The sequence below is a fragment of the Streptomyces sp. NPDC000134 genome (assembly GCF_042899225.1).
GTDB lineage: Bacteria > Actinomycetota > Actinomycetes > Streptomycetales > Streptomycetaceae > Streptomyces.
This window is the reverse complement of record NZ_JBIAZN010000017.1, coordinates 24533-47001: the sequence shown is the minus strand read 5'-3', so window position 1 is coordinate 47001 and position 22469 is coordinate 24533. Positions and strand designations below refer to the sequence as shown.

The following is a 22469-nucleotide window of genomic DNA, read 5'->3' as shown; positions in this document are numbered from 1 at the left end:
AGGAACCGCGCACGTGCCACAGCACCGACTGCGCTCACGCTGCTCCGTCGAAGCCCCGTGTGCAGCAGCGTGAGCGTCTGCGCGACGAGAAGAAACGCGTGCGCCAGCCCAGCTGCCGCATGAACGACGACGAGTACCAACTCCTCGTCCGCGCAGCCGCCGAGTGCCATATGAGCGTCGCCGGGTTCCTTGCCCGCGCGGCTCTCAACGCTGCCCGCGACCTCAACCGCACCGCGGCGGACATCGCGGGTGAGAAAGAGATGCTGCAGGAGCTGTTCGCGCTGCGGCGGCACCTCGGGCAGATCGGCAACAACCTCAACCAGGTAGCCAAAGCGCTGAACTCCGGAGCCGACGCCCCGCAGGCCGCGGCCGTCCTCGCCGCCGTCCAGCGTGCCGCCAAGCGAGTCGACGCCTTCACCCAGCAGCACCTGGAAAACCAGGCGGCTGCGTGATCCCGCGCGTCCACACCAGGGGCAGGCGCACCATCGGCCTGCTCCACTACCTGTACGGGCCCGGCACGCACGAGGAGCACATCGACCCGCACCTGGTGGCCGCCTGGGACGGCCTTGCCCCCGATCCCGGCCGAGACCCCGACGCCACGTACGGCGATCTCCAGCGGCTGCTCGACCAGCCGGTCATGGCCATTCCCGAGAGCCGGCGGCCCGCCGAGCACGTGTGGCACCTGTCGGTACGCGCCGCCCCCGAGGACCCGATCCTGTCGGACGAGCAGTGGGGCGAGATAGCCCGCAGGATGGTCGCCGCCACCGGTATCGCCCCCGACGGCGACGACGCCGCCTGCCGCTGGGCGGCCGTCCGGCACGCCGACGACCACATCCACATCATCGCCACCATCGTCCGCGAGGACGGCCGCCAGGCCCGCCTTCGCCAGGACGGCAAACGCTCCCAGGCCGAAGCCCGCAAGATCGAGAACGACTACGGGCTGCGCCGCCTCCACGCCGGCGACGGCACCGCCGCCCAGCGGCCCACCAGCGCCGAACGCCACAAAGCCCAACGGGAAGACCGCAAGCGCACCGCGCGTGAGGAACTGCGCGAGACCGTACGCCGCGCCGTCGCCGGCACCACCTCCACGGAGGAGTTCTTCGACCGCCTGGCCGCCGCCGGCCTGCTGATCCGCAAGCGCGTCGCGCCCTCCGGCGACCTGCTCGGCTACAAGGTCGCCCTGGCCGACGACCGCAACGGTGAGAAGGAGCCGGTGTTCTACGCGGGCTCCACGCTCGCGCCCGATCTGTCCCTGCCCCGCATCCGTGAACGCTGGGCGCTGCCCACGGAGGCCGCTTCGGCGGACGGCTCAGGGCGGGAGCAGCCGGTCCTGCCGGACGTGACCGGTCCCGCGTTCGCGCGGCGCCGAGCCTCCGGCGCCACCTGGCAGGCCCTCATGATCATCGATCACGGTGATGACGGCGCGGCAGCTGCCCAGATCGCCGCAGCGGGTGAAGTCCTGGACGCGCTCGCCAAGACCTCCGCCGCCCACACCCGCGCTGAACTCCGCGAAGCGGCCTTCGCATTCGAGCGGGCCAGCCGCTCCCACGTGAGGGCCGTACGCGGGCATGACCGCGCCCTGCGCCAGGCCGCCCGCGACCTCGTCCACAGCGGCCCAGCCCTCGGTCGCGGCGAAGACGGCGCCACCACCGCGATGCTCATCGACATGGCCTTCTTCCTCGCCATCGCCACCGCGAACTGGCACGCGAAGAAGCACCACAGCCAGCAGGCCGCAGCCGCCCGACAAACCGCCGAGCATCTGCGCGCCGCCTACCAGGCCGCCGCGGGGGAGCCCATGGCCGCACTGGGCCAGCGAGGCCAGCGCCTGGCCCCGCGCGTCCGGCAGCGGCAGGCCGACCTTGTTCGCCAGGTGCTACCGGAGCTGGCAGAACGGATCCGGGCCGAGGACGGTTGGTCCGCACTGGCCACCACCCTCGACGACGCCCGGAGGGCTGGCCACGACCCGGCAGCTCTGCTGGCTGACGCTGCCCGGCGGCGCGAGCTCGGCACCGCCACCTCCATCAGCGACGTCCTCGTCTGGCGCCTGCGCCGCAGCGCCCACCTGCCCGCCCTACCCGAAAGCTCCCACGAGGCACTCGCCCAAGGCAGTCACCGCCAGAAGCCCTCAGTGCCCAACACGCCGCTGAGGCAGGACACCGCGAACTATTCCGGCCGCCGCCGCTGACCGGAAAGCGACGCAACATAGCCGACGATCGCCGGTTGGGCAAACCGGCGGTTCTCCGGACCATTTATGTCTCACCCGCCCACTCCCAGGAGGAACTCCCGTATGCCCAACACCCAAGCACGACCGGAGATCGTCGTCCTGCTCTGCGACACGGACGTCGAGCGCCAGCGTGAGACCAGCAAGTGGTACCACCTCGACGGACGCCCGTTCAGCAAGGACGAGCTGAGCCTCCTCCGCAGGGCCACTCGCGCCGAGTTCGACGAGATCAGGAAGCAGCACAAGCGATACGAGGACTACCGGCGCACGATGGACCAAGCTCCGGATGCCCTCGACCAGTTCCTGGCCCCGTTCTGGGAGCGACTCGACGTGAAGAGGCTCGGCAACGCCGTCGAGCTCATGAATGAGGACGAGCGAGCCGAGCTCGATCGCCTCCTCGGGTTCATCGTCGACCCAATCCGCCCCTTCACCCCCTACGCCTTCTGACCCTGGCCCCCGCGCCGATACGTACCCAACGCGCTGGTGACCGGCTCCAAAGACCGATCCGGCATCTGACACAGAGGCGTGTGCGTCCCATGCGATAGCCGGTAGGACTCGTCACGCCGAACGAAGCACCAGGCGTGGAGGCGGACCGCTCTCAACAACCTCAGACCGTGACGCACGAGGACGCCGACCAGGGCACAGCAGCATGAAGCCGGGCCTCCCCGAGGGGAGGCCCGGCTTCTATGCGTTGGATGGCCCTCAGCCGGCTGGAGCGCGCAGGAGCCGGTCATGGGTGCTCTCCGGCACCACCCGACGCAGCACCGGTGCGCTGGAACTGAGGGAATCGGCGAAGGCGGCGACGAGGTCGTGCGGCACGCTGGGGCCGAAGGACGCCGCCCACAGGTAGCCCGCTCCGAGCACCGGCTCCGCCCACGCCTGCCACCCGGCCAGGGCCGCCTCGTCCGCCTCAGCCACCAGCGCGAGTGTGTCGCCATCCTGGATGAGGGGCGGCACCTCGCCGAGGCGGACGTGGGAGGCGAACGTCGGGTCCACCGCTCCCGTGCCGGGCTGGTCTACGTCACGCAGCCACCCGTGCGCCGTAACCGCGTCGAGGACCAGCTCGGGGCCACCGAGCGGCATGGCCGGCTGATCGCGGGCGTCGAGCGCGGCGAGGAAGGTGCCGAGGACCTCTCCGGGGACCTCGGGGGTGAAGTAGGCCGACCACTGGGCGAGCGGGCTGCTCGGGTCCGAACGAGCGGACACCTGCCAGGCGATCGGCAGGTTCCCCAGGTGGAACGGCTCGTCCGGCAAGACCCACTGCGCCCACCGCAGGGAGTCGGGACTGATGTGCAGGACGGTGCTGCGCAAGACCTGTCGGTCCTCCAGCGCCTCGTCCGGCTGCTGGCGCCCGCGGACGATCGTCAGGCTCGTCCAGCCCAGGCCAGCGAGCGTATCGGCGACAGCGTCGTACAGGCGTCCGTCGTCACCGGCCAGGTGCCGTGGACCGACCCAGTACGCGGACGGGACGTTCACCGGGCTAGGTGGGCCGATCGGGAAGTCGGGATGCAGGTACCCCTCCAAGAGCTTGGTGATTTTGATGCCGCTAGCGCGGACGTCGAGGGTGCCCGAGGGGCTGGAGCCTCTGGCAGTCACAGCTGCTGGGACGTCTCCAGCACGCGAGCAACAGCGGCGGCGACGACATCGGCCGGCGTCTCGGTGTCGAAGGACATCTGGTAGCCGCGCACCTTGGCCGTACCGGTGACGGCGATCTTCCATCCCTCGCCGTCGGTGCCAGGGCGCCCGAGCGGGAACCATCCAAGGTAGAAGCGACCGTCCTTCGAATTGACGTGTACGTCCGCGCGGTCGTCCACGACCAGGTGGAAGTCGTCGGCGGAGAACTGACCCATTACGAGCGTGGCCTGGCCCGGGCCGAGCAGCCACTCGCGCAGCCGCAGGGCCTCGACAGTGGTGGAGAATCCGGGCCCCTGGGGCGCCGCAGTCACAGACAATCACCTCTCTGACCTGGTGCTTCGCGAGAAGGTCGTCCAGGTTCACATGCCGCTGCCGCGTTGGCCAGTCATTCGTGGATCTTCGCTGTCTGCCCCCGGCGAACTGAGAAGCAGAGGGCGAGACATCGCAGTCACACAGAGAAAGAGCGTGCGCGCGGCGGGGACAGTGCTGATAGTTGCCGCATGGATGCGATCGAGGCCGCACGCGCCGTCGTAGAGGAACATCACCCCGAAGCACGAGCCGCGTTCCTGGGCGGCAGCGTCGTGACCGGCCGCCGAACGGCCACTTCGGACCTCGACGTCGTGGTCCTGCTCCACGGCGCCCCAGCCCCCTACCGGGCAAGCCTCCAGTACGCCGACTGGCCAGTGGAGATGTTTGTGCACACCGAGGCGACATGGCACGCCTACGTCGAAAGGGAGCTGCGCAAGCGCCGGTCACCGCTGCTGTGGATGTGTGCCGACGGGCTGCTGCTCTTCGACACCGATGGACTCGGAACCCGCCTCGCCGCACAGGCCCGGAAGCTGACCGCCGCCGGACCACCCCCGGTGTCGTCGGAAGAGATCGACGACCGCCGCTACGCGATCACCGACCTCCTCGACGACCTCGCGGGAAGCGACGACCAGAGCGAGCGCCTGTTCATCGCGACCGAACTGGTGCGACGCACCGGTGAGCTGGCACTGGCCGTTGGCGGTTCGTGGGGTGGCGGTGGGAAGTGGCTGGCACGCCGCCTTGAGACAACCGCGCCAGGGCTCAGCACACGCCTCCACCACGGCCTACAGGAGGTACTGGACGGGAGAGTCGAGACCCTCGTGGCCGTCGTGGACGAGGTGCTCGGGCAGACCGGCGGCCGGTTGTGGTTCGGCTACAAGCGTGTCGGGGCGCCCTGAGCGATCCCACGCTGCGGACGTCGCAACGTCTGTTCCTCCACGTGCAGATCACGCGATCGACAGCAAATCCCGAGTCTCCTCGGCGCACCCCCACGACAGCGTGACGCCAGCACCTCCGTGCCCGTAGTTGTGCACGACCACGGTGCCGTCCTCCCCCACCTCTTCCTCCACACGGACCGTGGCGCGGGTCGGTCGAGCGCCGACCCGGTGCTCCAGGACACGGGCCTGGGCGAGTCGGGGCTCGACCTCGGCACAGCGGGCGAGGATACCGGCCGCCGCCTTGTCATCGGGGGCCAGATCGCCCTCACCGTCGATCGCTGTGCCGCCCAGGACGACGGTGTCGCCGTGAGGATAGAAGCACAGCAGATCGGGCGAGAGACCGGTGTCCTCGGAGAAGAACTCGGTCAGCCCGGGGTTGGTGACGACGACGTGCTGGCCGCGGATGGGCCGGAGGTCAGGGTCCGGAACCAGGTCGCGTGCACCAAGGCCCGCGCAGTTGACGATCGCTGAGGCTGGACCGGCGTCCGAGAGCGAGGTCAGCCGTCGCCGCTCGACCACACCCCCGGCATCGCGGAGCCGACGCAGGAGGTAGTCGAGGTAGGTGGGCATGTCGATCAGTGGCACGGTGAACCGGTAGCCCGCCGTGAACCCGGCCGGAAGTTCGGCCCGCTCGCACGGTCGGAAACCCGGCAAAGTGGTGGCCCAGTCCGGCGCGGCCTCGGCCGTGCGGGACGCTTCGATGCCACTGGTGAGCCGGACGCCCGTCGCCGGGTCCTGGGCCAGCTCGCGGAAGATCTCCAGGGACCGTTGTCCCCACTGGTCGACCTTGTCCTTCGGCTCGACCAGGTAAGGCCCCCACATCGCCCCGGCCGCCAGCGACGTGACCCCCGGCACCTGCTCGGCGATCACGTGCACCGAAGCCCCGGCCTCGGCGAGAACAACGGCCGTGGTGAGCCCAGCCACCCCAGCCCCGACAACGACAACGCGCTCCCCTGCGGTCATGTGTCTGACCCTAACGGCCGGGTTGCGTCGATGGGGCGTGTTGGGCGAGGGCGTCCTCCAGGGCTGGCAGGAAGCCGCGCACGTGAGGGTTGCGCTGTCGGCGGCGGAGATCGGCGGCAAGCTGGTGGAGCAGCGCCGCGCTGCGAGGCGAGCGGACGACATCGAGGCGGTCGGCGGCGATCTGGCCGATCTCGCAGGCTGCCTCCAGGTCTCCGTGGGCGCTGTGGCCCAGGGCCAGCCAGGCTCCCTCGAACATGGCTCGGCGCTGGCTGGGGTCGCCGCGCGGGACGTCGTACGCCCCGGATCTGAGCATCTCGGTCCCTTGGGCGAGGAAGCGGCGGCTCTTCTTTCCGCTCTCCGCCTTCTGCTGTGCACGACCCATCTGGATGAGGCCGTAACCAGCCTGGCAGTCCAGGTGGTTGTCGGTGAGGAAGTACATCCAGCGGGGCTCTTCTTGGCGGCCGTCCCGGCTTGCGATCAGTTCGCGGGCAGCGCCACGAGTGTGGGCGAAGTCGTTGTCACGGCCGGCGGCGGCGTACGCGTAGGCGAGCCGGGACAGGACGGACGCCCAGACAGCCAGCGGAGCGGCATCGCTCGCACGGCGGGCGGCCTCTCCGAGGGCGATGGCGTCCGCGGGGTGTCCGCGACTCGCCGCCTGGAAGGACAGGTCGCCCAGGATGTGGGCACACAGGGGAAGATCATTGACCTGATGGGCGGCCCGAAGCGCCGTGACGAAGTAGCGCTGCGCCAGTCCGTGGTCGGCCGCGTCGAAGGCCATCCAGCCGGCCAGCTGACCGATCTCCGCGAGCGCGCGGATCAGACGGCTCGCGACAGCCGGAGGGTGGCCGCCTTCGCGAATCAGCAGTCCGACAGCCCGGAACTGCGCTCCAACGTAGGGCAGATGACGTGCCCCTCCGTGCTCGTCATCGAGCAACTGGAGCATGGGGAGATGCTGCTCCACTTGGTCCACGAGCGGATCGGTGCCGAGCGACGACGTCATTCGAGGCGTGTACTGACCGCGTCCCGCGGTGCCGTCGAGGTACTGGGCGACGATCGCGAGGAGTCCCGCGCCCGAGATCGCGAGGAACCGGCGACGGTCGACAAGCCCTCCCATCACCCAGTCCTCCACGATCGCCTCCATGCCCTGCGCGGTCCAAGGCCGCGCGAGATCTGTGTCCGCGGGGACCAGCGCTGACGAGTCGCCCACACGGCCCTGCCACAGTTCGGCCACCGAGACGTTCCTACCCAGCTCCTGGGAGAGCACGTAGGCGGCCATCATCGGCAACGGCGAGCGCGGCAGGGAGCCGGCGTCCCGCCAGTGGTACGGCGCCGACTCGGCCACCGTCCCCGCGCCGAAGACCCGGTTGAGCTTGCGAGCGAGCGCCTTCGGGCTCCACCCGAGTTCGTCGAGGCACTCCGCCAGTACGGCGTTGGGCTCGCCTGCCTGCGGTGCCACGTGCGACCACCCTTCGCTCCAGTGGTTCGTCCCATCACTTCACGAGCCCCATGGTGATGCCCCTGGACGGACGATTCACCACCGCCGCATAGAAGTTGACCGAGTTGACCCACTGATCGGGTCCTGCCTGACCGTCCCCCTCCTGTGTTCTTGGATCTCGGCGGAGGCGCCCGTCTTCCGAGCCGACGGAGAAAGAGGTGGGCCTTGAGACAGCACACGAGCACCTCCCCAGGCCGACCAGGCGATGTGCTGGACCGTGACGCCGAACGACCAACCTCCGCCCCCGGACGCGGGCTCGTCGCTGACGACGGAACGACCACCCTGATCACGGATCTGCCGTACGGACCGGAAGCGGCCGAGGTCGCCCGGGGCGCCGTGGCGCTGGCGCTGCGTGGCACTGAGACGGACGTACTTGCTGACGCCCGCCTGATCGGGTCGGAGCTCGCGACGAACGCCTTCGTCTCGGGCAGTCCTCCGTTGGTTCTGTGCGTCGACCGCAGGAGTCTGGCCAGCGGCGGCCTCGAGATCGAGATCACTGTCACCGACGGCGGCTGTTCCCGCCCGGCACCCGCTTCTCCTACCGCTCCCGACGAGCAGGCCGAATCAGGACGGGGACTGGTCATCGTCGATGCCTTGGCCGATGCCTGGTCGCTGACGACTGGCACCAGCGGCTCTCGTGCCTGGTGCCGACTCACCCACAGGCCGTGCTCCTCGTCCGCCGGCGCCTGATGTCCACGCCTGCAGAAATCCGTCCTCCAAGGAGGCACCACACAGTGCGCATCGACCATGCGACTTCCCCACCCTCACTCATGGCTGCGCCGGAGGCCGCTCGTCAGCCCAGGGTCGTCGTCGCTCTCCACGAGGGCTTCTACGGCGCGGCGTCGGGCACCGGCTTCAGCAACCGCGCCTTCCTCACGGCACTGGCCCGGCTCCTGCCGACAGGCCGCCTCTCAGTGATCACCCCGCACGTGCCCGAGGCCGCGGGAGCGCACAATCAACGGTGGGCCGGCGAGGTGCGGCAGATGCTGCGGCAGGCCGCGGCCGAGGTCATCACGATCCCGAAGGTCAACGCGCCGCCGGACTCGGTCCGCGGCTCGGTTCAGCTGTGCGACCTGGCGGGCGAGGCGGCCATACGCATCGCCGCGCGGGCGGGCCGGTGCCTCCTCGTCGGCCTGGACATCCCGTTCCTCGGGCTCGCGCCCTACACGTCGCCGACCACGGACCTGCTGCTCGTGCCCCGCTCCACGACCGCGCTGACGCGGCCCAAGGACGTCTCCCGCGTCCGCTGGGAGCGGGACGCCCTGCGGGCGGCGACACTCCGAGGTGCGCGCGTCGGGGCCATCTCCTCCCACATGCGAGGCCACCTCGTCGTCAACTACGCCGTCCCTCGGTCGAGCATCGTGAGCATCCCTAACGGGCTGATCCGTGAGGAGATGGTCAGGCCGACTACGGCTCTGCCGCTGCCATTCAAGGCCCGTGCCGGATTCCTTCTCGCCATGGGCCGCGCAGTCCCGACGAAAGGCTTCGAAGATCTCCTGGAGGCGTTGCGCCTGCTGAAGGAACGCGGTGTCCCCGTTCCTCACCTGCTGCTGGCTGCCGTGACCTCGGAGGAACACCAGCGCCCCTCCTCGTACCAGCAGGACCTGGCGGCACACATCCGCGCGCACGATCTGGACGCGACTCTGATCACTCGCTTCACCCCCGCGATCCGTGCCTGGTTGCACAGCCCGGCCCTGCGCGCGGTCATCGTTCCCTCTCGCGAGGAGCCCTTCGGCCGGATACCCCTGGAGGCGTTCGCAGCCGGTGCGGGCCCGGTGGTCGCGACCACGGCCGGCGGCCTGGCTCAGACCGTCATCGACGGCGAGACCGGCTTCACGGCCGCACCGCAGGACCCCAGGTCCCTGGCGTCCGCCCTGCACCAGGCCCTAACCGTCCTGCCCCGAGAACGCGATCGGCTCCGGAGCGCTGGGGCGGCCCTGGTGCGCTCCCGCCACGACTACGAGGCCAGCATCGGTTCCGTTATGGACCGCATCGCCCCTTGGGCGCTGGCCCAGTCAGCCACCGCGGAGGGCCGCGCGCGATGAACCAGCCGGTGGTGCTGATCAGCCTGGAGTCCCCGCACTCCTTCTGGCGGCTGTCCTCCGAGCACGAGCGTGCGCTGTCCGCCGCCTTCCCCGGCGTCGAGTTCCGCAGGGCGACCGAGGAGGCCGTGCCTCACCAGCTGGCCGACGCACACGTCTACTTCGGGTGGCGATTCGCGCCATCGTGGCTGTTCGCCGCGCCACATCTGAAGTGGATCGCTTCCCCGGCCGCCGGCACTGACCATCTGCCCGCCGCCGAGGCGCACTCCGTCGGGGTGGCCCTGACCCGCTCGTACGGCTTTCACGGCAGGCCCATGGCCGAGCACGCCATGGGCCTGGTCCTGGGCTTCTCCCGCGGGCTGTTCATCAGCCAGCGCGTCCAGCGGAACCGTGCCTGGTGGAAGGACGACCTGGCCGAGGAGTTCTTCGACCTGGCGGGGGCGACGATGGCCATCGTCGGCTGCGGCAGCGTCGGACGTCACCTCGCCCAGGCCGCTCGGGCCTTCGGCATGAACGTCATCGGCGTATGCCGGACACCACCTGTGACTGCCGAGGGCGGGATCACGTGGGTAAACACCACGGCGGTGCACCAGGCAGTGTCCGTCGCCGACGTAGTGGTCAATCTGCTGCCCGCGACCCGGGCCACGGACCACTACTTCGACCACGACCTTTTCTCGGCGTGCAAGCCCCGCTCTCTCTTCCTCAACCTCGGCCGCGCGGCAACCGTCGACCAGTCGGCCCTCCTCGCCTCCCTCGACACCGGCCACCTGCGCGGCGCGGCCCTGGACGTGTTCGATCCGAAACCGCTGCCCGCCCGCCATCCGCTGCGGCTCCACCCCCGGGTCGTGCTCACCCCGAAAAGCTCGGTGTTCTGCCGCGCGTACATGGACGAGGCGGTGGCGTTTTTCGCCGACAACCTGCACCGCTATCTCTCGGGCCAGCCCCTCAACGGCCTGGCCGAGGCGCCCGCCACCCGCTCTCCGCTCGTAGGAGGCTGACCAATGCCCACCGCAGACCACGACGACCTGGCCGCCGCCTTTGCCGCTGCCGGCCGCAACCACCCCTACCTGGCCTTCACCCTGAACTCGCTGTGCAACCTGGACTGCGTCTTCTGCAAGCCCCGGTGCATGCCGGACTACGGGCACAAAGCCCGGCCCCTGACCGCCTCCGACTACGCGGCCATCGCCACCGAGGCCGGGGCCTGGGAGATCAGGAAGGCGCACTGCTCCGGCGGTGAACCGACCCTCCGCGCCGACATCCTCGACGTCATCGCGGGCCTCGCCGACGGCCTCGGGCCCGACGCCGCGATCGGCATGACCAGCCACGGCAACCTGCGTCGGGGGCTGAAGGTCGAACAGCTCCACGACGCCGGCCTGACCTACCTCAACCTCAGCCTCCACAGCCTCGACCCGGCGCGGTCCGCCGCGATCATGGGCGGCGGCGACCCGCGCACCACCCGGAGCACCCTCGACGCCGCCCTCTCCCTCGGCCTGCGAGTGAAGATCAACTGCGTGCTTCAGCGCACCTACCTGGACGACGCCTTCGCCGTGGCCGAACTCGCCCGCGACCTGCCCGTCGCCGTCCGCCTGATCGAACTCCAGAACATCGGCCCCGCCCAAGCGCTCTTCGACACCGAGTTCATCACCGAGGCAGAGGTCCGCGACCGTCTCCACGAGTGGTTCGCGGACGCCGGCGAAGTCCCCCGGAACCAGCTGGGCGTCCGCAGCCCCGGTCAGTACCTCCGTCCCGACGGATGGGCAGGGTCGATCGGCTTCATCTCCAATTCCAGCTGCGCCACCTGCTCCGACGCCAACCGGATCAAGATCACGCCCACCGGAGTGGCGCGACCCTGCATCCTGCACAACCGCGACATCCCCCTGAAGCCCCACCTCGCCGACGGCACCCTCGGCGACGCCTTCGCTCACCTCTTCCAGGCCATGCTCGACCGCAGCACCAACGACGCCTGGCAGGGCTTCCACTACGTCGACTACGACCTGCGCTGGGACCGGATGGAGCGCCCGGAAGGCACCCCGGTCCTGCCCCTGCTGCCCGTCCTCCCCACGGGGGCAGCCGGCCCCTCCTGCGCCCGCGCCTCCACCGGGGAGCGGTGATGGTCGTGGTCGACGCGCCGCCTCTCTACCAGGAGCTCGGCGCTCTGTACGAAGGCGAGCTGGACGCTCACGGCGTCGGGGCCGTGATGCTCACCCACAAGTGGCAGCCGGCCGACCTGCTGGCTCCGCACTCCGACATCGACGTACGCGTCATCCTGCGCCAGGCACCTGCGGACTGGGAAGAGTGGAACCACCGCCTGGCCGCCGCACACACCGCCGCAGTCGACCGGGAAGTCTTCCATCGACGTCTCCTGGAGCACCCGCCCGGCTTCGCGTTCACCGTGACCGAGACGGACGGGAGACTCGTCTCCGCGCCCGAACTCGCGACCTGGTCACTGATCAGCGGCAGCGCGCGGGACTTCCAACGCTGGAAGTCCCGCGCCCAGATGGCGCCCTGGTGCGAGGTCGATGAGCGGTTCTATCGGGGGATCCTCCAGGCTCGGATGGGCGGCCGATACCAGCTGGCTGCGGACAGCACGGACAACGTGGTCGAGGACATCGCCGCGTACCGACGCCACTGCGTGGCGTGGCACTACCTCGCCCCGTGCTGGTTCGCTGCCGCCGCACTCGCGACCCGTACCCGCTGCCCCGGAAAGACGGCGGCCCTCACCCAGTGGCGGCCGGAGGGACTGGACGGATACGCCGAGCTGTTCCTCCGGTACTCAGAGAACCGCGCCGATGTCCGACCACGGAGCCCGCGCCACCTGCTCCGCGCGGCCCATGTCGCCCTGGAGGCGGCCATGCGCCGCGTTCCTGACGAGGGCCGCCCAGACGGCCAGGGCCGGGAGCACGCTCGTACTGACTGGGTGATGACGGCCGGCATGCTCCGTGTACGCGTCGCCCGCTGGCTGTACTACCTCGATCCGCCGCCCGGCGTGGCGACCGAGTACCTGATCCGGCGGGAGGCGAAGGAACTCCGCTCCGCCGCGCGAACGCTGACCGTGCTCGCGGCAGACGAGGCGACTGCCGCCCAGCGGCTGGCCGCTCGGATGGCGGCGCTGATCCCCACTGGGCCCACCAGCGCCGACATCCTGCGCGCAGCCCTCGCGCGCTGGCACCGGCAGAAGACCACCGTCCAGGACTTCCTCAGCCTCACACCCGACGACGTCCACCTCTGACCCAAGGAGTCTCGCCAATGACCCCGCGTGCGCCGGTGCCCCGCACCCTCAAAACGGCCAAGGTCAAGATCACCACGAAGTGCAACCGGCACTGCGACTTCTGCATCTTCGCCGACGGCGCCCAGGGCGAGAACATGTCCCTGGATCTGTTCTCCACCATCCTGACCCGGCTGGAGACCATCCCCTTCCAGCAGTTGCACATCAACGGCGGCGAACCCACCGTGCACCGGGACTTCCCGGCACTCAGCGACGCCGCCCGCTCGCGACTGCCGGACAAGGTCATGGTCCTGGGTACGAACGCCATCACGCTGGCCCGCAACCAGCCGATCATGGAGGCGACCCTCCGCTCCTACGACCAGATCCTCATCGGCTGCGACGACGAACACGGGAACTACGACGAGGTGCACGCCGTCGTGCCCCGCCTCCGCGAAGCAGGCAAGACCGTGGTCGTCAACAGTGTCCTGGAAGGCATCAGTTCCACCCGGCTCACGCAGCTCGGGGCGCTGTGTGAGCAGTACGGCGCCATTCATGTCACCAACCACGTGCACCACGTCGACGTGGGCCAGCCGGCGAACGAGCTGCGCGGCCTCTGCGACCGATACCTCGACAAGCACCTGATGATCGAGATGGACGGGTCCTGCTACCGCTGCTTCAACGCCATGGCGAAGGACGACAGCGAGTTCAGCATCTGGGACGAGGACTTCGCGGCCAAGGTGTTCGCGCCCCGGGGGCACCACTTCCGGTTCTGCCTGCGCTGCCACGAGTACACCGACTCCGGCGCCGCACTCGTCCCCGCCCTCACCGTCTGATCGGGAGGTACACCACCATGCCCGCAGTCCTCGGACTGAACTTCCACCACGACACGGCCGCCGCGTTAGTCGTCGACGGCCGCGTCTACGCCGCCGAAGAGGAGCGCTGGAGCGGCGTCAAGCACAACCACCCCACCCGCAAGGGCACGCTCACCGTCCCGACCCGTGCACTCCAGTATTGCCTGGAGGCCGCCGGCATCGAGCCGGAGGATGTGGACACTGTCTGGGCGGCCTCCATGCGTCCCACCCCCGCAGCCGGTTGGTGGCTGGCCGAGGAACGGGAGGAACTCGCCGCCCTCCTGCCCGCCCCGCTCGGCGAACACCTCCGCCTCCTCTCCCACCACACGGCCCACGTGCTCTCCGGCTACCTGCTCTCCGGGCACGAGCACGCCGCGGGCCTCGTCATCGACGCCGGCGGCTCCTCCCTGGGCTCCGACTTCGGCCCCGGCCGGGAGCGCATCACCGGGTACGACCTGTGGCCCGATCGCATCGACCGCCTCCACCAGGGCATGCCCGCCATCGTGCCGGGCCCGGTCGGGCCCCGGCGGGTCCACTCCTCCCTCGGGCACTTTTACCGGAACCTCGCCCGGCGGGTGATCCCACCCGGCGACGAGCCCGAAGGCAGCATGATGGCGCTCGCGGCCTTCGGCGATCCCCAGCGCTACGGAACACACATCCGCGAACTGGTCCGGCTCGGCGACGAGGGCGAGGTCCGCATCGACCACCCGTGGGGTTCCGCGGACAGCAGCACACCGCTGCTCCTGGATGGACGGGCGTGGACCGCCGACAACGTCGCGGAACAGCCGGAACACAAGCGTGCCGACCTGGCCGCCGCCGTCCAGGAGGTCTTCGCCGAATCGGTCGTCCACATCGCCCGCCACCTGCAACGACTCACTCGGGCCTCAGCGTTGGTGTTCTCGGGCGGATGCGCCCTGAACTCCCACCTCAACGGCCAGCTGGCCGCCGACAGCGGCTTTGACACCCTCTTCGTCGCACCGGCACCGCACGACGCCGGCACAGCCGTGGGCGCCGCGCTCTACGGCTGGCACTACCAGCTCGGGCAGGAGCGCGTGCTGGTGCCGACCGACGCGGCCTGGGGCCCCGAGCCGGGCGCGCTGCCGACGACAACGGTGCCGACCGGCTACCACGCCTTGCCCCACCTCGGGCTCGGCCTGGCACCCACGGTGGCGGCACTGCTCGCCGAGCACCGCATCGTCGGCTGGGTGCGGGGACAACTCGAATTCGGGCCGCGTGCCCTCGGCCATCGCTCGATCCTCGCCCACCCCGGTCACGCCGCCACGCGGGACCGACTCAACGCGATCAAAAAGCGAGCCGCGTACCGCCCGTTCGCGCCGGCCGTCCTCGCCGAGCACGCCACGGAATGGTTCATGTCGGCGGGCGACCCCTTCATGAACCGCGTCGCCACCGTCCGACGGTGCCGAGCCGACCGCGTCGCGGCGGTCACCCACCACGACGGCACCGCCCGCGTCCAGTCCATCGCAGCCGACCACCAGGGCCTGCGCGACCTCCTTGAGCAGTTCCGCGACCTCACCGGACTGCCGCTGCTGCTGAACACATCGTTCAACCGCAAAGGCACCCCGATCCTGCGGACCGCTGAGCAAGCCGTGGCAGCGGCGGTGGACCTACGCCTCGACGCCCTCGCCGTCGGGGACACGCTGCTACTCGCCGACCACGTCCCCGATCCCCGTTCCCAGACCCTTCGTACGAGGTGAGGCGGATGGATCCCATCGATCTCGACCACGTCCTGACCGTGCTCGGTGCCGCCGCGTGGAGCCCGGACGAGCAGTCCCGCGCCCGCGTGGCCGCCGGCCTCGCGCTCACGGTCTACGACGGCCACACCCGCGACCAGGGCACGCCATACCTGGAGCACCCACTGGCCGTCGTCAGGCTCCTGCGAACAGAGATCGGCGTCCGTCACCCCGAGACGCTCCTCCTCGCTCTCCTCCATGACGCCTTGGAGGTGTCCCCTGAGTCGGAGGCACTGCTCGTCCATCACCTCGGCGGCCCGTTCACCGCACGCCTGCGTGCCATGACGGCCGACCACCGCCTCGAACAGCGCACGAAGTCCGTCGGCGACGAGACCCGCTGGCGCGCGAAGCAGGCCGCGCTCCCGCCCGAGGGCCTCCTCGTCCGGCTCGCCGACCGCCTGCACAACCTGCGCGACCTCGCCGCGTCCCCGAACCTCGACCGGCGCCGACGGTTCCTCCAGACCCTGGGCGATTTCCACCTCCCCCTCGCCGACGCCGCCCGCGGCCTCGACCCCCATCTGGAGACCATGCACGCGCGCCTGCACGACGAGTACGTCCACCACATACAGGAGGTACGTCCGTGAAACGGGTCGTCTACTCGATGGAGCCGGTCGGCCGGACCGGCGGCCGGGTCTACCTACGAATGCTCCACGAGGTGACGGCCGACGACGTGGAATGGCGCACCGTCCCGGACCACAAGCGGACCTACCGGGTCCGCCGCTGGCGCAAGCTCCGCCACCTCGCCCGCCTGGCCCCTTCCATACGGGCGCTGCACGGCACCACCGGCACCTTCGTATGGGACGACCTCAGCCTGCTGCTGTTCACGCCCGAGATGCGCGCCCGCACGGTGTTTCTCCTGCACCACTACGAGCCGCTCCAACATGACTCCGCCCCCATCGAGGCCATGCTCTGGGAGCGGCTGTTCCGCGTTCTGCCGCAGTGCGCCGCCGTCGTGTGCGTCGCCCCGTACTGGGCCGACCAGCTCCGCGCCCGCGGCGTCCGCAACGTACGGGTGATCTACAACGCCTTCGACATGGCCGAAGTAGAGCAGGCACGCGGTTACGACCGGGCCGAGTGCCGCGCCGAGTTCGGCCTGCCACCCGACGTGATCGGCGTCTACGCGGGCAAGGCCGTGCACTGGAAGGGGACCGAGGAGGTCTCGGCAGCCCTGGCTGGCGTTCCCGGACTGCGGGTGATCACCAGCGGCAGCAACACCATCGGCCTCGACAGCGCGCACTACGACGTCGAGCGCGAGCGGTACCTGCGTCTGCTGCGCGCCTGTGACGTCGGTGTCTTCCTCCCGCGGATGCGGGAGGGCTGGAGCCGCTGCGCCGCCGAGGCTTTACTCCTCGGCCTGCCCTGCCTCATCCGCCCGGTGGCCGGCCTGGGCGACCTCGCCGCGCTGGCTGGCCAGCCGGCCCCGGACCTCCGCCGCCTCCCGGCACAGGTCCGGCAGCGCGCGGCGGCACGCCACACCGAGGCCAAGGCCGCGTACGAGGCCCTGGCCCGGTTCGACCTGAACTACTTCGGCGACGCCTGGGGCAACCTCCTGGCTCAGGTCGCCTGACCAGCGGCTAAGCCTGCGCGGCCAGCTTCTTGCTGGCGGCGTCCAGACGGGCCAGCACGCGGTCCCGGCCGAGCAACTCCATGGACTCGAACAGCGGGAGTCCGATCGTCCGGCCGGTGACCGCGACCCGGATGGGCGCCTGGGCCTTGCCCAGCTTCAGCCCGTGCTTCTCCCCGACGGCGAGCAGGACGGCCTTCAGGTCGTCCGCCTTCCAGTCCGCGACGTCGGCCAGCTCGGCGCGGGCGTCCGACAGGATGTCGCCGGCGCCCGCCTTCATCGCCTTGTTCCACGACGCCTCGTCCTCGACCGGCTCGTCGAGGAACAGGAAGTCCACATAGCTGGTGATCTCGGAAAGCAGCGCCAGCCGGGTCTGTGCAAGGGAAGCCGCCGCCTCGAAGACGTCCTTGTCGAACGCCTCCGGCTGCCACGGCGCGTACGGGGCGACGAGCCACGGCGCGCAGGCGGCGGCGAACTGCTCCGGCGACAGGGCGCGGATGTACTCGCCGTTGAACGCCGTCAGCTTCTTCACGTCGAAGAAGGCCGGTGCGGTGTTCACGTCCTCGATCCGGAAGAGCTGCTCCAGCTCCTCGTACGGCCTGATCTCCCGGTCGTCACCCGGGCCCCAGCCGAGCAGCATGAGGTAGTTCACCATCGCCTCGGGCAGGAAGCCCTCGGCGAGGTAGTCCTCCAGCGCCACCTTGTCCCGGCGCTTCGACAGCTTCTGCCGCTTCTCGTTCACGATCACCGGCAGATGCGCCCACACGGGTGGCTTGGCACCGAGCGCCTCCCACAGCAGCTGCTGCTTCGGCGTGTTCGACAGGTGCTCCTCACCACGGATGACCTGCGTGATTCCCTCATCCAGGTCATCCACGACGTTGGCGATCAGAAAGACCGGCGACCCGTCGCCGCGGGCGATCACGAAGTCCTCGATCGCATTGTTCGGGAAGGCCGGCTCCCCGCGGACCAGGTCGACCACGACGGTCTCACCCTCGTCCGGCGTCCGGAACCGCAGCGCCCGCCCCTCCTCGAAGGCCAGCCCACGGTCCCTGCAGAACCCGTCGTACCCGAGGTGCTCCGACCCCGTGCGCTCCTTCAGCTGCTCCCGGGTGCAGTCGCAGTAGTACGCCCGGCCGGCCGCGAAGAGCTGCTGAGCCGCTTCCCGGTGCCGGTCGGCGTTGTGCGACTGGAAGTACGGCCCCTCGAAGGCCGGGTCCTCGCCATGGATGCCGATCGCCGCGAGCGCGCTGATGATGCCCTCGGTCCACTCCGGCTTGTTCCGGGCCGCGTCGGTGTCCTCGATCCGCAGGACGAACCTGCCGCCGGACTGTCGCGCCACCGCCCAGTTGTAGAGAGCGGACCGTGCACCACCGACATGGAACATGCCGGTCGGGGACGGGGCGAAACGAACGCGAACCGGGGCAGTAGACATGCGCTCCAGGGTACCGACGCCGGGCCTACGCCTCGGACCACTCGCCCTACCTCCGCACCGACGTTTTTCGGCCGACCCGGTACTCCCCCTCGCCCGTCCCCTTCCACCGCAGGTGCGTGCCCCTACCTCGGCTGACCGCTCGCCACAGCTCCAGCCGACCTCGACGGCAGCCACCCGGACACGCTCCACGCTCGCACGGATATGCGACGCAACGCCGGATACAAAGCCCCACGACGCTGCCCTCGCATTCTCGATTGCGGACGCGATCGCGGCGTTCGTATCCTTCCGGGCAACGCGTTGACGGAGACGAGTAGCCAGGGACCACGCGAGCAGAGAGAGCCGCCGGCAGCTGGGAAGGCGGTCTCGCGCCCCGAGGCGAAGACCCTCCCGAGTGCGGGGAGGAACGGCCCCCTCTTATGGCCCAATGCCCCGCCGGCCGGCCCCCGTCACCGGGCCAGAACGAGGCCGCCACCTGGTGGCGGTGAAAGTGCGGTGGTACCGCGAGTTGCCCTTCTCGCCCGCACTCCCAAGGGATCATGACGATGTCCTTCGGAGGACCGCAATGATCCAAAGCCGCGTACACGTCTCCGACCTGCGAGAACACGTCGGCCGTACCGTCACCGTCTTCGGCTGGGTGAACACCCTGCGCCTGCAGAGCAAGATGCAATTCGTCGTCGTACGCGACGGAACCGGCATGGTGCAGGTGACCCACAAGCGTGACAACGGGCCGCTGGAGGCCCGGCTCCAAGCCCTCACTCCCGAATCCGCCGTCAAGATCACCGGACGGGTCATGGACGCCGCCCAGGTCAAGCTCGGCGGGCTGGAGATCGTGCCAGAGGCCGTCGAGGTCCTGAACCCAGCCACCACCCCGCTGCCGATCGACGAGCAGACGGGGATCGAGCACAGGCTGGACTGGCGCTTCCTGGACGTGCGCCGTCGTCCCGCCGCCCATCTGATGTTCGCCGTGCAGACCACCCTGGAACAGGGGCTGCGCGAGTACGCCTACGCGCAGGGCGCCACGGAGATGCACACCCCCAAGCTCATGGGCACCGCCTCGGAATCCGGAGCGGAGGTCTTCGAGCTCGGTTACTTCGGCCGCAGCGCCTACCTGGCCCAGTCGCCCCAGTTCTACAAGCAGATGGCGATCTCGGCCGGCATCGAGAAGGTCTTCGAGATCGGCCCCGTCTTCCGTGCCGAGCCGTCGTTCGCCTCCCGGCACGCCACCGAGTTCACCGGCGTCGACGTCGAGCTCGCCTGGATCGACGGCGTGGAGGACGTGATGACGTTCGAGGAGCAGATGCTCACCCACGCCATCGCCAAGGTCGCCGACGCCCACGGTCAGGCCGTCCGCGAGCAGTACGGCGTGCAGATCACGGTCCCCACGACGCCCTTCCCCCGCATCACCATGGCCGAGGCGCACGAGATCCTGCGCAAGGGCGGCTGGCACCCGGAGGGGATCAAGGAGGACCTGGACCCGGAGGGAGAGCGGAGTATCAGCGCCCACATCCGGCAGGCCACCGGCCACGAGTTCGTGTTCGTCACGCACTACCCGGTGGGTATCCGGCCCTTCTACCACATGCGGCCGGCCGACGACCCGAGCGTGACCCTGAGCTTCGACCTGCTCTGGAAGGGGCTGGAGATCACCACCGGCGCCCAGCGCGAGCACCGCTACGACGTGTTGCTGAAGCAGGCCGCCGAGAAGGGCATGAGCCCGGAGCCGATGCGGGACTACCTGAACGCGTTCCGGTACGGGTGCCCGCCGCACGGCGGTCTGGGCATGGGCCTCGGACGCGTACTGATGGTCATGCTCGGCCTGGAGTCGATCCGCGAGGCCACCTTCCTCTTCCGCGGGCCGAACCGGCTCACCCCATAGCCGACCACTGCATTCTGCCCACCTGCGATGTCCCCCTCTACCAGAGCCTCGTTCGCTGAAAGCATGGACGGATGAGTGTTCACGAACTGGGGCGCTGGGTGCCTGCTCGTCCGGAGGACCTGGCCGTGATGTTCGCCGGAGCCGACTTCCCGTGGTGGATCGCCGGCGGGTACGCGATCGAACTCGCCGTCGGTCGCGAGCTACGCCCGCACGGTGATCTCGACGTCCTGGTCCTCCGCCGCGACCAGGCGCTCGCGCGGGAGATGCTGAGCGACTGGGACATGCACGTTGCGGACCCGCCTGGCGCGGGGCGCCTTCGTCCCTGGCGTCCGGGCGAGATGCTCGAAGTGCCCCTCCACGACATCTGGTGCAGACGCACACGTAAGGCGCCCTGGTCAGTGCAACTCATGCTGGACGAGGCCGAGGGCGCCCATTGGGTCTCGCGGCGCGATCCAGGGGTCCGACTTCCGCTCGGGCGAGTGGGACGGAGGAGTCCGACCGGAATCCCTTACCTTGCGCCCGAGGTGCAGCTCTTCTACAAGACGAAGGCCACACGGGCCAAGGACGAGACTGACTTCGAAGCGGTATTGCCGCTGCTGGACGAGTCGCAACGCGTCTGGCTAGCGGACTCGATCGCGGTGACCGCCCCAGACCATCCCTGGCGGAAACGTCTTTTGTCCGCAGACCGAACCTGAGAGGCCAGCCGTCTTGCGCCGATGCCTCGACCGCCTGAGCCGGGCTCGCTCCGCTGCTACGGTCGCCGGTATGGCGCTCTCGAGTCCCGCTACGCAGCCAGTTGATCTACGGGTGGAGCCGGTCGACGAGGTTCTTGATCGGGTTGAGCGATGTCTCCAGGTGTCCCTGCTCCCGGATTCGGTGATCCGCAAGCGTCGGACCGTCGGGGCCCGGACAGACCGTGACACGTGGGTCCGGGTGGAGCGGCGCGCACTCGCCAAGATCCCAGAACAGGGGTGGAACGGCACAGAGTGTGCCGCACGTCTCGAAGGCGTCGCCCAGCCTGAATGGCACGGATGTATGGTCTGGCGAGCCGGAGACGGCTCGGTGATGTGGCGGGCGGACGAGACCGATCTCCTGCCGAGCCCTCCTGTCGGCACCGCTGTGCTGAACGAGGCTCCGAAGCTTCCGAACGAGTGGTGGAAGGCGTTGAACGCCACTTTGGACGCGCTGGCGTCGCAGCCCACGAGGCGGATCGCCACGCCGGACACCGCCACCATCACCCAGGAGCTTGTCACCGCGTCCATCCGCAGTGTTTTCCCTGGGGACTTCGAAACGACCGTCGAGCGGTGGGTGTCAGCTCACGCAGACCTGAACTGGGCCAATATCACCGCGCCGGTGTTCAGTCTCTTCGACTGGGAGGACTGGGGCAGCGCGCCCCTGGGGCTGGACAGCGCGACGTTGTGGGCGAGTGCCCTTGCGGTCCCAGCCTTGGCTGATCGCGTGTGGCTGGAGCGCCGGCGCGACTTCGAGACTCGGGACGGCAAGGTGATGACGCTGTTCGTTTGCTCAAGGCTTCTTGGTCCGTACGCGCACCCTGAGGATCCCCGGCTGCGGCCAGCAGGACGCATGGCCGAGGAGGTCATCAAGCAGCTCTAGGCCGGGTGATCGCAAGGAGGAGCGCGTGTACCGCGAAGGAGCGGCCCGGCCCGACGACGCCGCCACTCCAGGGTCCGCACTGCGCACTTGTCCGAAACGTGACGCGACTCGGACTGGGGGCGCGCAACTTAGTCCTGCCTGATCGAATCCGTCTCCACGGGCTCGTACGCGACGATAATTGCCGGGTCGAGCCCACAGTCACCGCAGGTCTCCTCTCCCGCGATGCCGTCATCCGGTCGGAAACAGCCACGCGGGCGCGTGATCAATTGGACGTGCCCGCAGTAGAGGCGTACCCGCCAACTCATGTGTGCCTGCCGAGGCTTTGAACCCCCCAGCAGCTCCTGCATTCGCTCCCTTGACTCAGGGCTCAGGGGCGGAGCCTTGGCGACTTGGCTCTGGACCCAACTCGCGATGCGCACGGCTACCTCTTGCCGACGGTGGTCCGCGGGCGTCAGGTGGTAGTGCTCCAGCGGAGCCCCCTTGCTCTCGTAGCGCACGCTCATGCACCGAGGCTACGGCCCTCCGGCTGGTAGTGGCGAAGCCGCGCTTCTCACCACCTGTGTGTGTCGGTGCTCGATG

21 protein-coding genes are annotated in these 22469 nt (G+C 69.7%); 16 read left to right on the top strand and 5 right to left on the bottom strand.

The window, feature by feature from the left end:
* Positions 1–59: 59 nt before the first annotated feature.
* From ACFY32_RS24425 to ACFY32_RS24415, 3 genes are all read left to right on the top strand, one after another.
* Entirely contained in the window at positions 60–452 is a 393-nt protein-coding gene (locus tag ACFY32_RS24425; RefSeq protein WP_007492055.1) for a plasmid mobilization protein, read from the top strand.
* Positions 449–2185, top strand: coding sequence for a relaxase/mobilization nuclease domain-containing protein (locus ACFY32_RS24420; protein ID WP_390675256.1), 1737 nt, complete (start codon positions 449–451; stop codon positions 2183–2185). Before ACFY32_RS24425 ends, ACFY32_RS24420 begins: the two co-directional genes overlap by 4 nt.
* Positions 2186–2287: 102 nt before the next feature.
* Positions 2288–2668, top strand: a complete 381-nt coding sequence (locus ACFY32_RS24415) for a hypothetical protein (RefSeq protein WP_390675255.1) — start codon at positions 2288–2290, stop codon at positions 2666–2668.
* A gap of 255 nt (positions 2669–2923) precedes the next feature.
* Here the strand turns inward: ACFY32_RS24415 and ACFY32_RS24410 are convergent, their stop codons facing one another.
* On the bottom strand, positions 2924–3745 hold the full coding sequence (locus tag ACFY32_RS24410; RefSeq protein ID WP_053637949.1) for a DUF317 domain-containing protein: 822 nt from the start codon (positions 3743–3745) through the stop codon (positions 2924–2926).
* A 68-nt stretch (positions 3746–3813) separates the two neighbouring features.
* On the bottom strand, positions 3814–4167 hold the full coding sequence (locus tag ACFY32_RS24405; RefSeq protein WP_362107902.1) for a DUF317 domain-containing protein: 354 nt from the start codon (positions 4165–4167) through the stop codon (positions 3814–3816).
* Positions 4168–4356: 189 nt separating this feature from the next.
* Here ACFY32_RS24405 and ACFY32_RS24400 point away from each other — a divergent pair, with 189 nt between their 5' ends.
* Entirely contained in the window at positions 4357–5061 is a 705-nt protein-coding gene (locus ACFY32_RS24400; protein ID WP_390675254.1) for a nucleotidyltransferase domain-containing protein, read from the top strand.
* A 48-nt stretch (positions 5062–5109) separates the two neighbouring features.
* On the opposite strand, the gene ACFY32_RS24395 is transcribed toward ACFY32_RS24400, so the two are convergent.
* Together ACFY32_RS24395 and ACFY32_RS24390 are read right to left on the bottom strand one after the other, a co-directional pair.
* The gene (locus ACFY32_RS24395; protein WP_390675253.1) at positions 5110–6063 is read right to left on the bottom strand and encodes an FAD-dependent oxidoreductase; all 954 of its coding nucleotides are present in this window, start codon (positions 6061–6063) and stop codon (positions 5110–5112) included.
* Between the two features lie 10 nt (positions 6064–6073).
* Positions 6074–7519, bottom strand: a complete 1446-nt coding sequence (locus ACFY32_RS24390; protein ID WP_390675252.1) for a carph-isopro domain-containing protein — start codon at positions 7517–7519, stop codon at positions 6074–6076.
* A gap of 246 nt (positions 7520–7765) precedes the next feature.
* On the opposite strand from ACFY32_RS24390, the gene ACFY32_RS24385 reads away from it, so the two are divergent.
* The 9 genes from ACFY32_RS24385 to ACFY32_RS24345 are packed head-to-tail and all read left to right on the top strand — an operon-like array spanning position 7766 to position 16974.
* A complete protein-coding gene (locus ACFY32_RS24385; RefSeq protein WP_390675251.1) occupies positions 7766–8248 on the top strand; it encodes an ATP-binding protein in 483 nt (160 codons plus the stop codon).
* A 44-nt stretch (positions 8249–8292) separates the two neighbouring features.
* Positions 8293–9603 carry a glycosyltransferase family 4 protein gene (locus ACFY32_RS24380; RefSeq protein WP_390675250.1) on the top strand — a complete coding sequence of 437 codons (1311 nt, stop codon included), beginning with the start codon at positions 8293–8295 and terminating at the stop codon, positions 9601–9603.
* Positions 9600–10598: a D-2-hydroxyacid dehydrogenase gene (locus tag ACFY32_RS24375; RefSeq protein ID WP_390675249.1), complete on the top strand. Its 999-nt coding sequence runs from the start codon at positions 9600–9602 to the stop codon at positions 10596–10598. The genes ACFY32_RS24380 and ACFY32_RS24375 overlap by 4 nt, the downstream gene beginning before the upstream one ends.
* Before the next feature lie 3 nt (positions 10599–10601).
* Positions 10602–11711 carry a radical SAM protein gene (locus tag ACFY32_RS24370; RefSeq protein WP_390675248.1) on the top strand — a complete coding sequence of 370 codons (1110 nt, stop codon included), beginning with the start codon at positions 10602–10604 and terminating at the stop codon, positions 11709–11711.
* On the top strand, positions 11711–12829 hold the full coding sequence (locus tag ACFY32_RS24365) for a hypothetical protein (protein WP_390675247.1): 1119 nt from the start codon (positions 11711–11713) through the stop codon (positions 12827–12829). Before ACFY32_RS24370 ends, ACFY32_RS24365 begins: the two co-directional genes overlap by 1 nt.
* A 17-nt stretch (positions 12830–12846) precedes the next feature.
* Positions 12847–13638, top strand: a complete 792-nt coding sequence (locus ACFY32_RS24360; protein ID WP_390675246.1) for a radical SAM protein — start codon at positions 12847–12849, stop codon at positions 13636–13638.
* Between the two features lie 17 nt (positions 13639–13655).
* The gene (locus tag ACFY32_RS24355; RefSeq protein ID WP_390675245.1) at positions 13656–15371 is read left to right on the top strand and encodes a carbamoyltransferase; all 1716 of its coding nucleotides are present in this window, start codon (positions 13656–13658) and stop codon (positions 15369–15371) included.
* A gap of 5 nt (positions 15372–15376) precedes the next feature.
* Complete coding sequence (locus tag ACFY32_RS24350; protein ID WP_390675244.1) at positions 15377–15991, top strand: HD domain-containing protein; 615 nt, start codon at positions 15377–15379, stop codon at positions 15989–15991.
* Entirely contained in the window at positions 15988–16974 is a 987-nt protein-coding gene (locus tag ACFY32_RS24345; protein ID WP_390675243.1) for a glycosyltransferase, read from the top strand. The genes ACFY32_RS24350 and ACFY32_RS24345 overlap by 4 nt, the downstream gene beginning before the upstream one ends.
* Positions 16975–16981: 7 nt before the next feature.
* Here ACFY32_RS24345 and gltX read toward each other — a convergent pair whose 3' ends face one another.
* A complete protein-coding gene (gltX, locus tag ACFY32_RS24340) occupies positions 16982–18355 on the bottom strand; it encodes a glutamate--tRNA ligase (RefSeq protein WP_390675316.1) in 1374 nt (457 codons plus the stop codon).
* A gap of 610 nt (positions 18356–18965) precedes the next feature.
* Between gltX and aspS the strand changes: the two genes are divergently transcribed.
* The 3 genes from aspS (at position 18966) to ACFY32_RS24325 (ending at position 21890) form a co-directional block, all read left to right on the top strand.
* Positions 18966–20276, top strand: a complete 1311-nt coding sequence (aspS, locus tag ACFY32_RS24335) for an aspartate--tRNA(Asn) ligase (protein ID WP_390675242.1) — start codon at positions 18966–18968, stop codon at positions 20274–20276.
* A gap of 71 nt (positions 20277–20347) precedes the next feature.
* Complete coding sequence (locus ACFY32_RS24330) at positions 20348–20971, top strand: nucleotidyltransferase domain-containing protein (RefSeq protein ID WP_390675241.1); 624 nt, start codon at positions 20348–20350, stop codon at positions 20969–20971.
* Between the two features lie 70 nt (positions 20972–21041).
* Positions 21042–21890 (top strand): hypothetical protein, encoded by an 849-nt coding sequence (locus ACFY32_RS24325; RefSeq protein WP_390675240.1) that lies wholly within the window; start codon positions 21042–21044, stop codon positions 21888–21890.
* Positions 21891–22469 lie beyond the last annotated feature (579 nt).

What these genes read in the sequence shown, in the direction of transcription:
- ACFY32_RS24350 (WP_390675244.1), top strand. Translation starts at nt 15,377, where the DNA reads ATGGATCCCATCGATCTCGACCACGTCCTGACCGTGCTCGGTGCCGCC.
- ACFY32_RS24360 (WP_390675246.1), top strand. Translation starts at nt 12,847, where the DNA reads ATGACCCCGCGTGCGCCGGTGCCCCGCACCCTCAAAACGGCCAAGGTC.
- ACFY32_RS24415 (WP_390675255.1), top strand. Translation starts at nt 2,288, where the DNA reads ATGCCCAACACCCAAGCACGACCGGAGATCGTCGTCCTGCTCTGCGAC.
- ACFY32_RS24325 (WP_390675240.1), top strand. Translation starts at nt 21,042, where the DNA reads ATGGCGCTCTCGAGTCCCGCTACGCAGCCAGTTGATCTACGGGTGGAG.
- gltX (WP_390675316.1), bottom strand. Translation starts at nt 18,355, where the DNA reads ATGTTCCATGTCGGTGGTGCACGGTCCGCTCTCTACAACTGGGCGGTG.
- ACFY32_RS24355 (WP_390675245.1), top strand. Translation starts at nt 13,656, where the DNA reads ATGCCCGCAGTCCTCGGACTGAACTTCCACCACGACACGGCCGCCGCG.
- ACFY32_RS24370 (WP_390675248.1), top strand. Translation starts at nt 10,602, where the DNA reads ATGCCCACCGCAGACCACGACGACCTGGCCGCCGCCTTTGCCGCTGCC.
- ACFY32_RS24400 (WP_390675254.1), top strand. Translation starts at nt 4,357, where the DNA reads ATGGATGCGATCGAGGCCGCACGCGCCGTCGTAGAGGAACATCACCCC.
- ACFY32_RS24330 (WP_390675241.1), top strand. Translation starts at nt 20,348, where the DNA reads ATGAGTGTTCACGAACTGGGGCGCTGGGTGCCTGCTCGTCCGGAGGAC.
- ACFY32_RS24395 (WP_390675253.1), bottom strand. Translation starts at nt 6,063, where the DNA reads ATGACCGCAGGGGAGCGCGTTGTCGTTGTCGGGGCTGGGGTGGCTGGG.
- ACFY32_RS24365 (WP_390675247.1), top strand. Translation starts at nt 11,711, where the DNA reads ATGGTCGTGGTCGACGCGCCGCCTCTCTACCAGGAGCTCGGCGCTCTG.
- ACFY32_RS24375 (WP_390675249.1), top strand. Translation starts at nt 9,600, where the DNA reads ATGAACCAGCCGGTGGTGCTGATCAGCCTGGAGTCCCCGCACTCCTTC.
- aspS (WP_390675242.1), top strand. Translation starts at nt 18,966, where the DNA reads ATGATCCAAAGCCGCGTACACGTCTCCGACCTGCGAGAACACGTCGGC.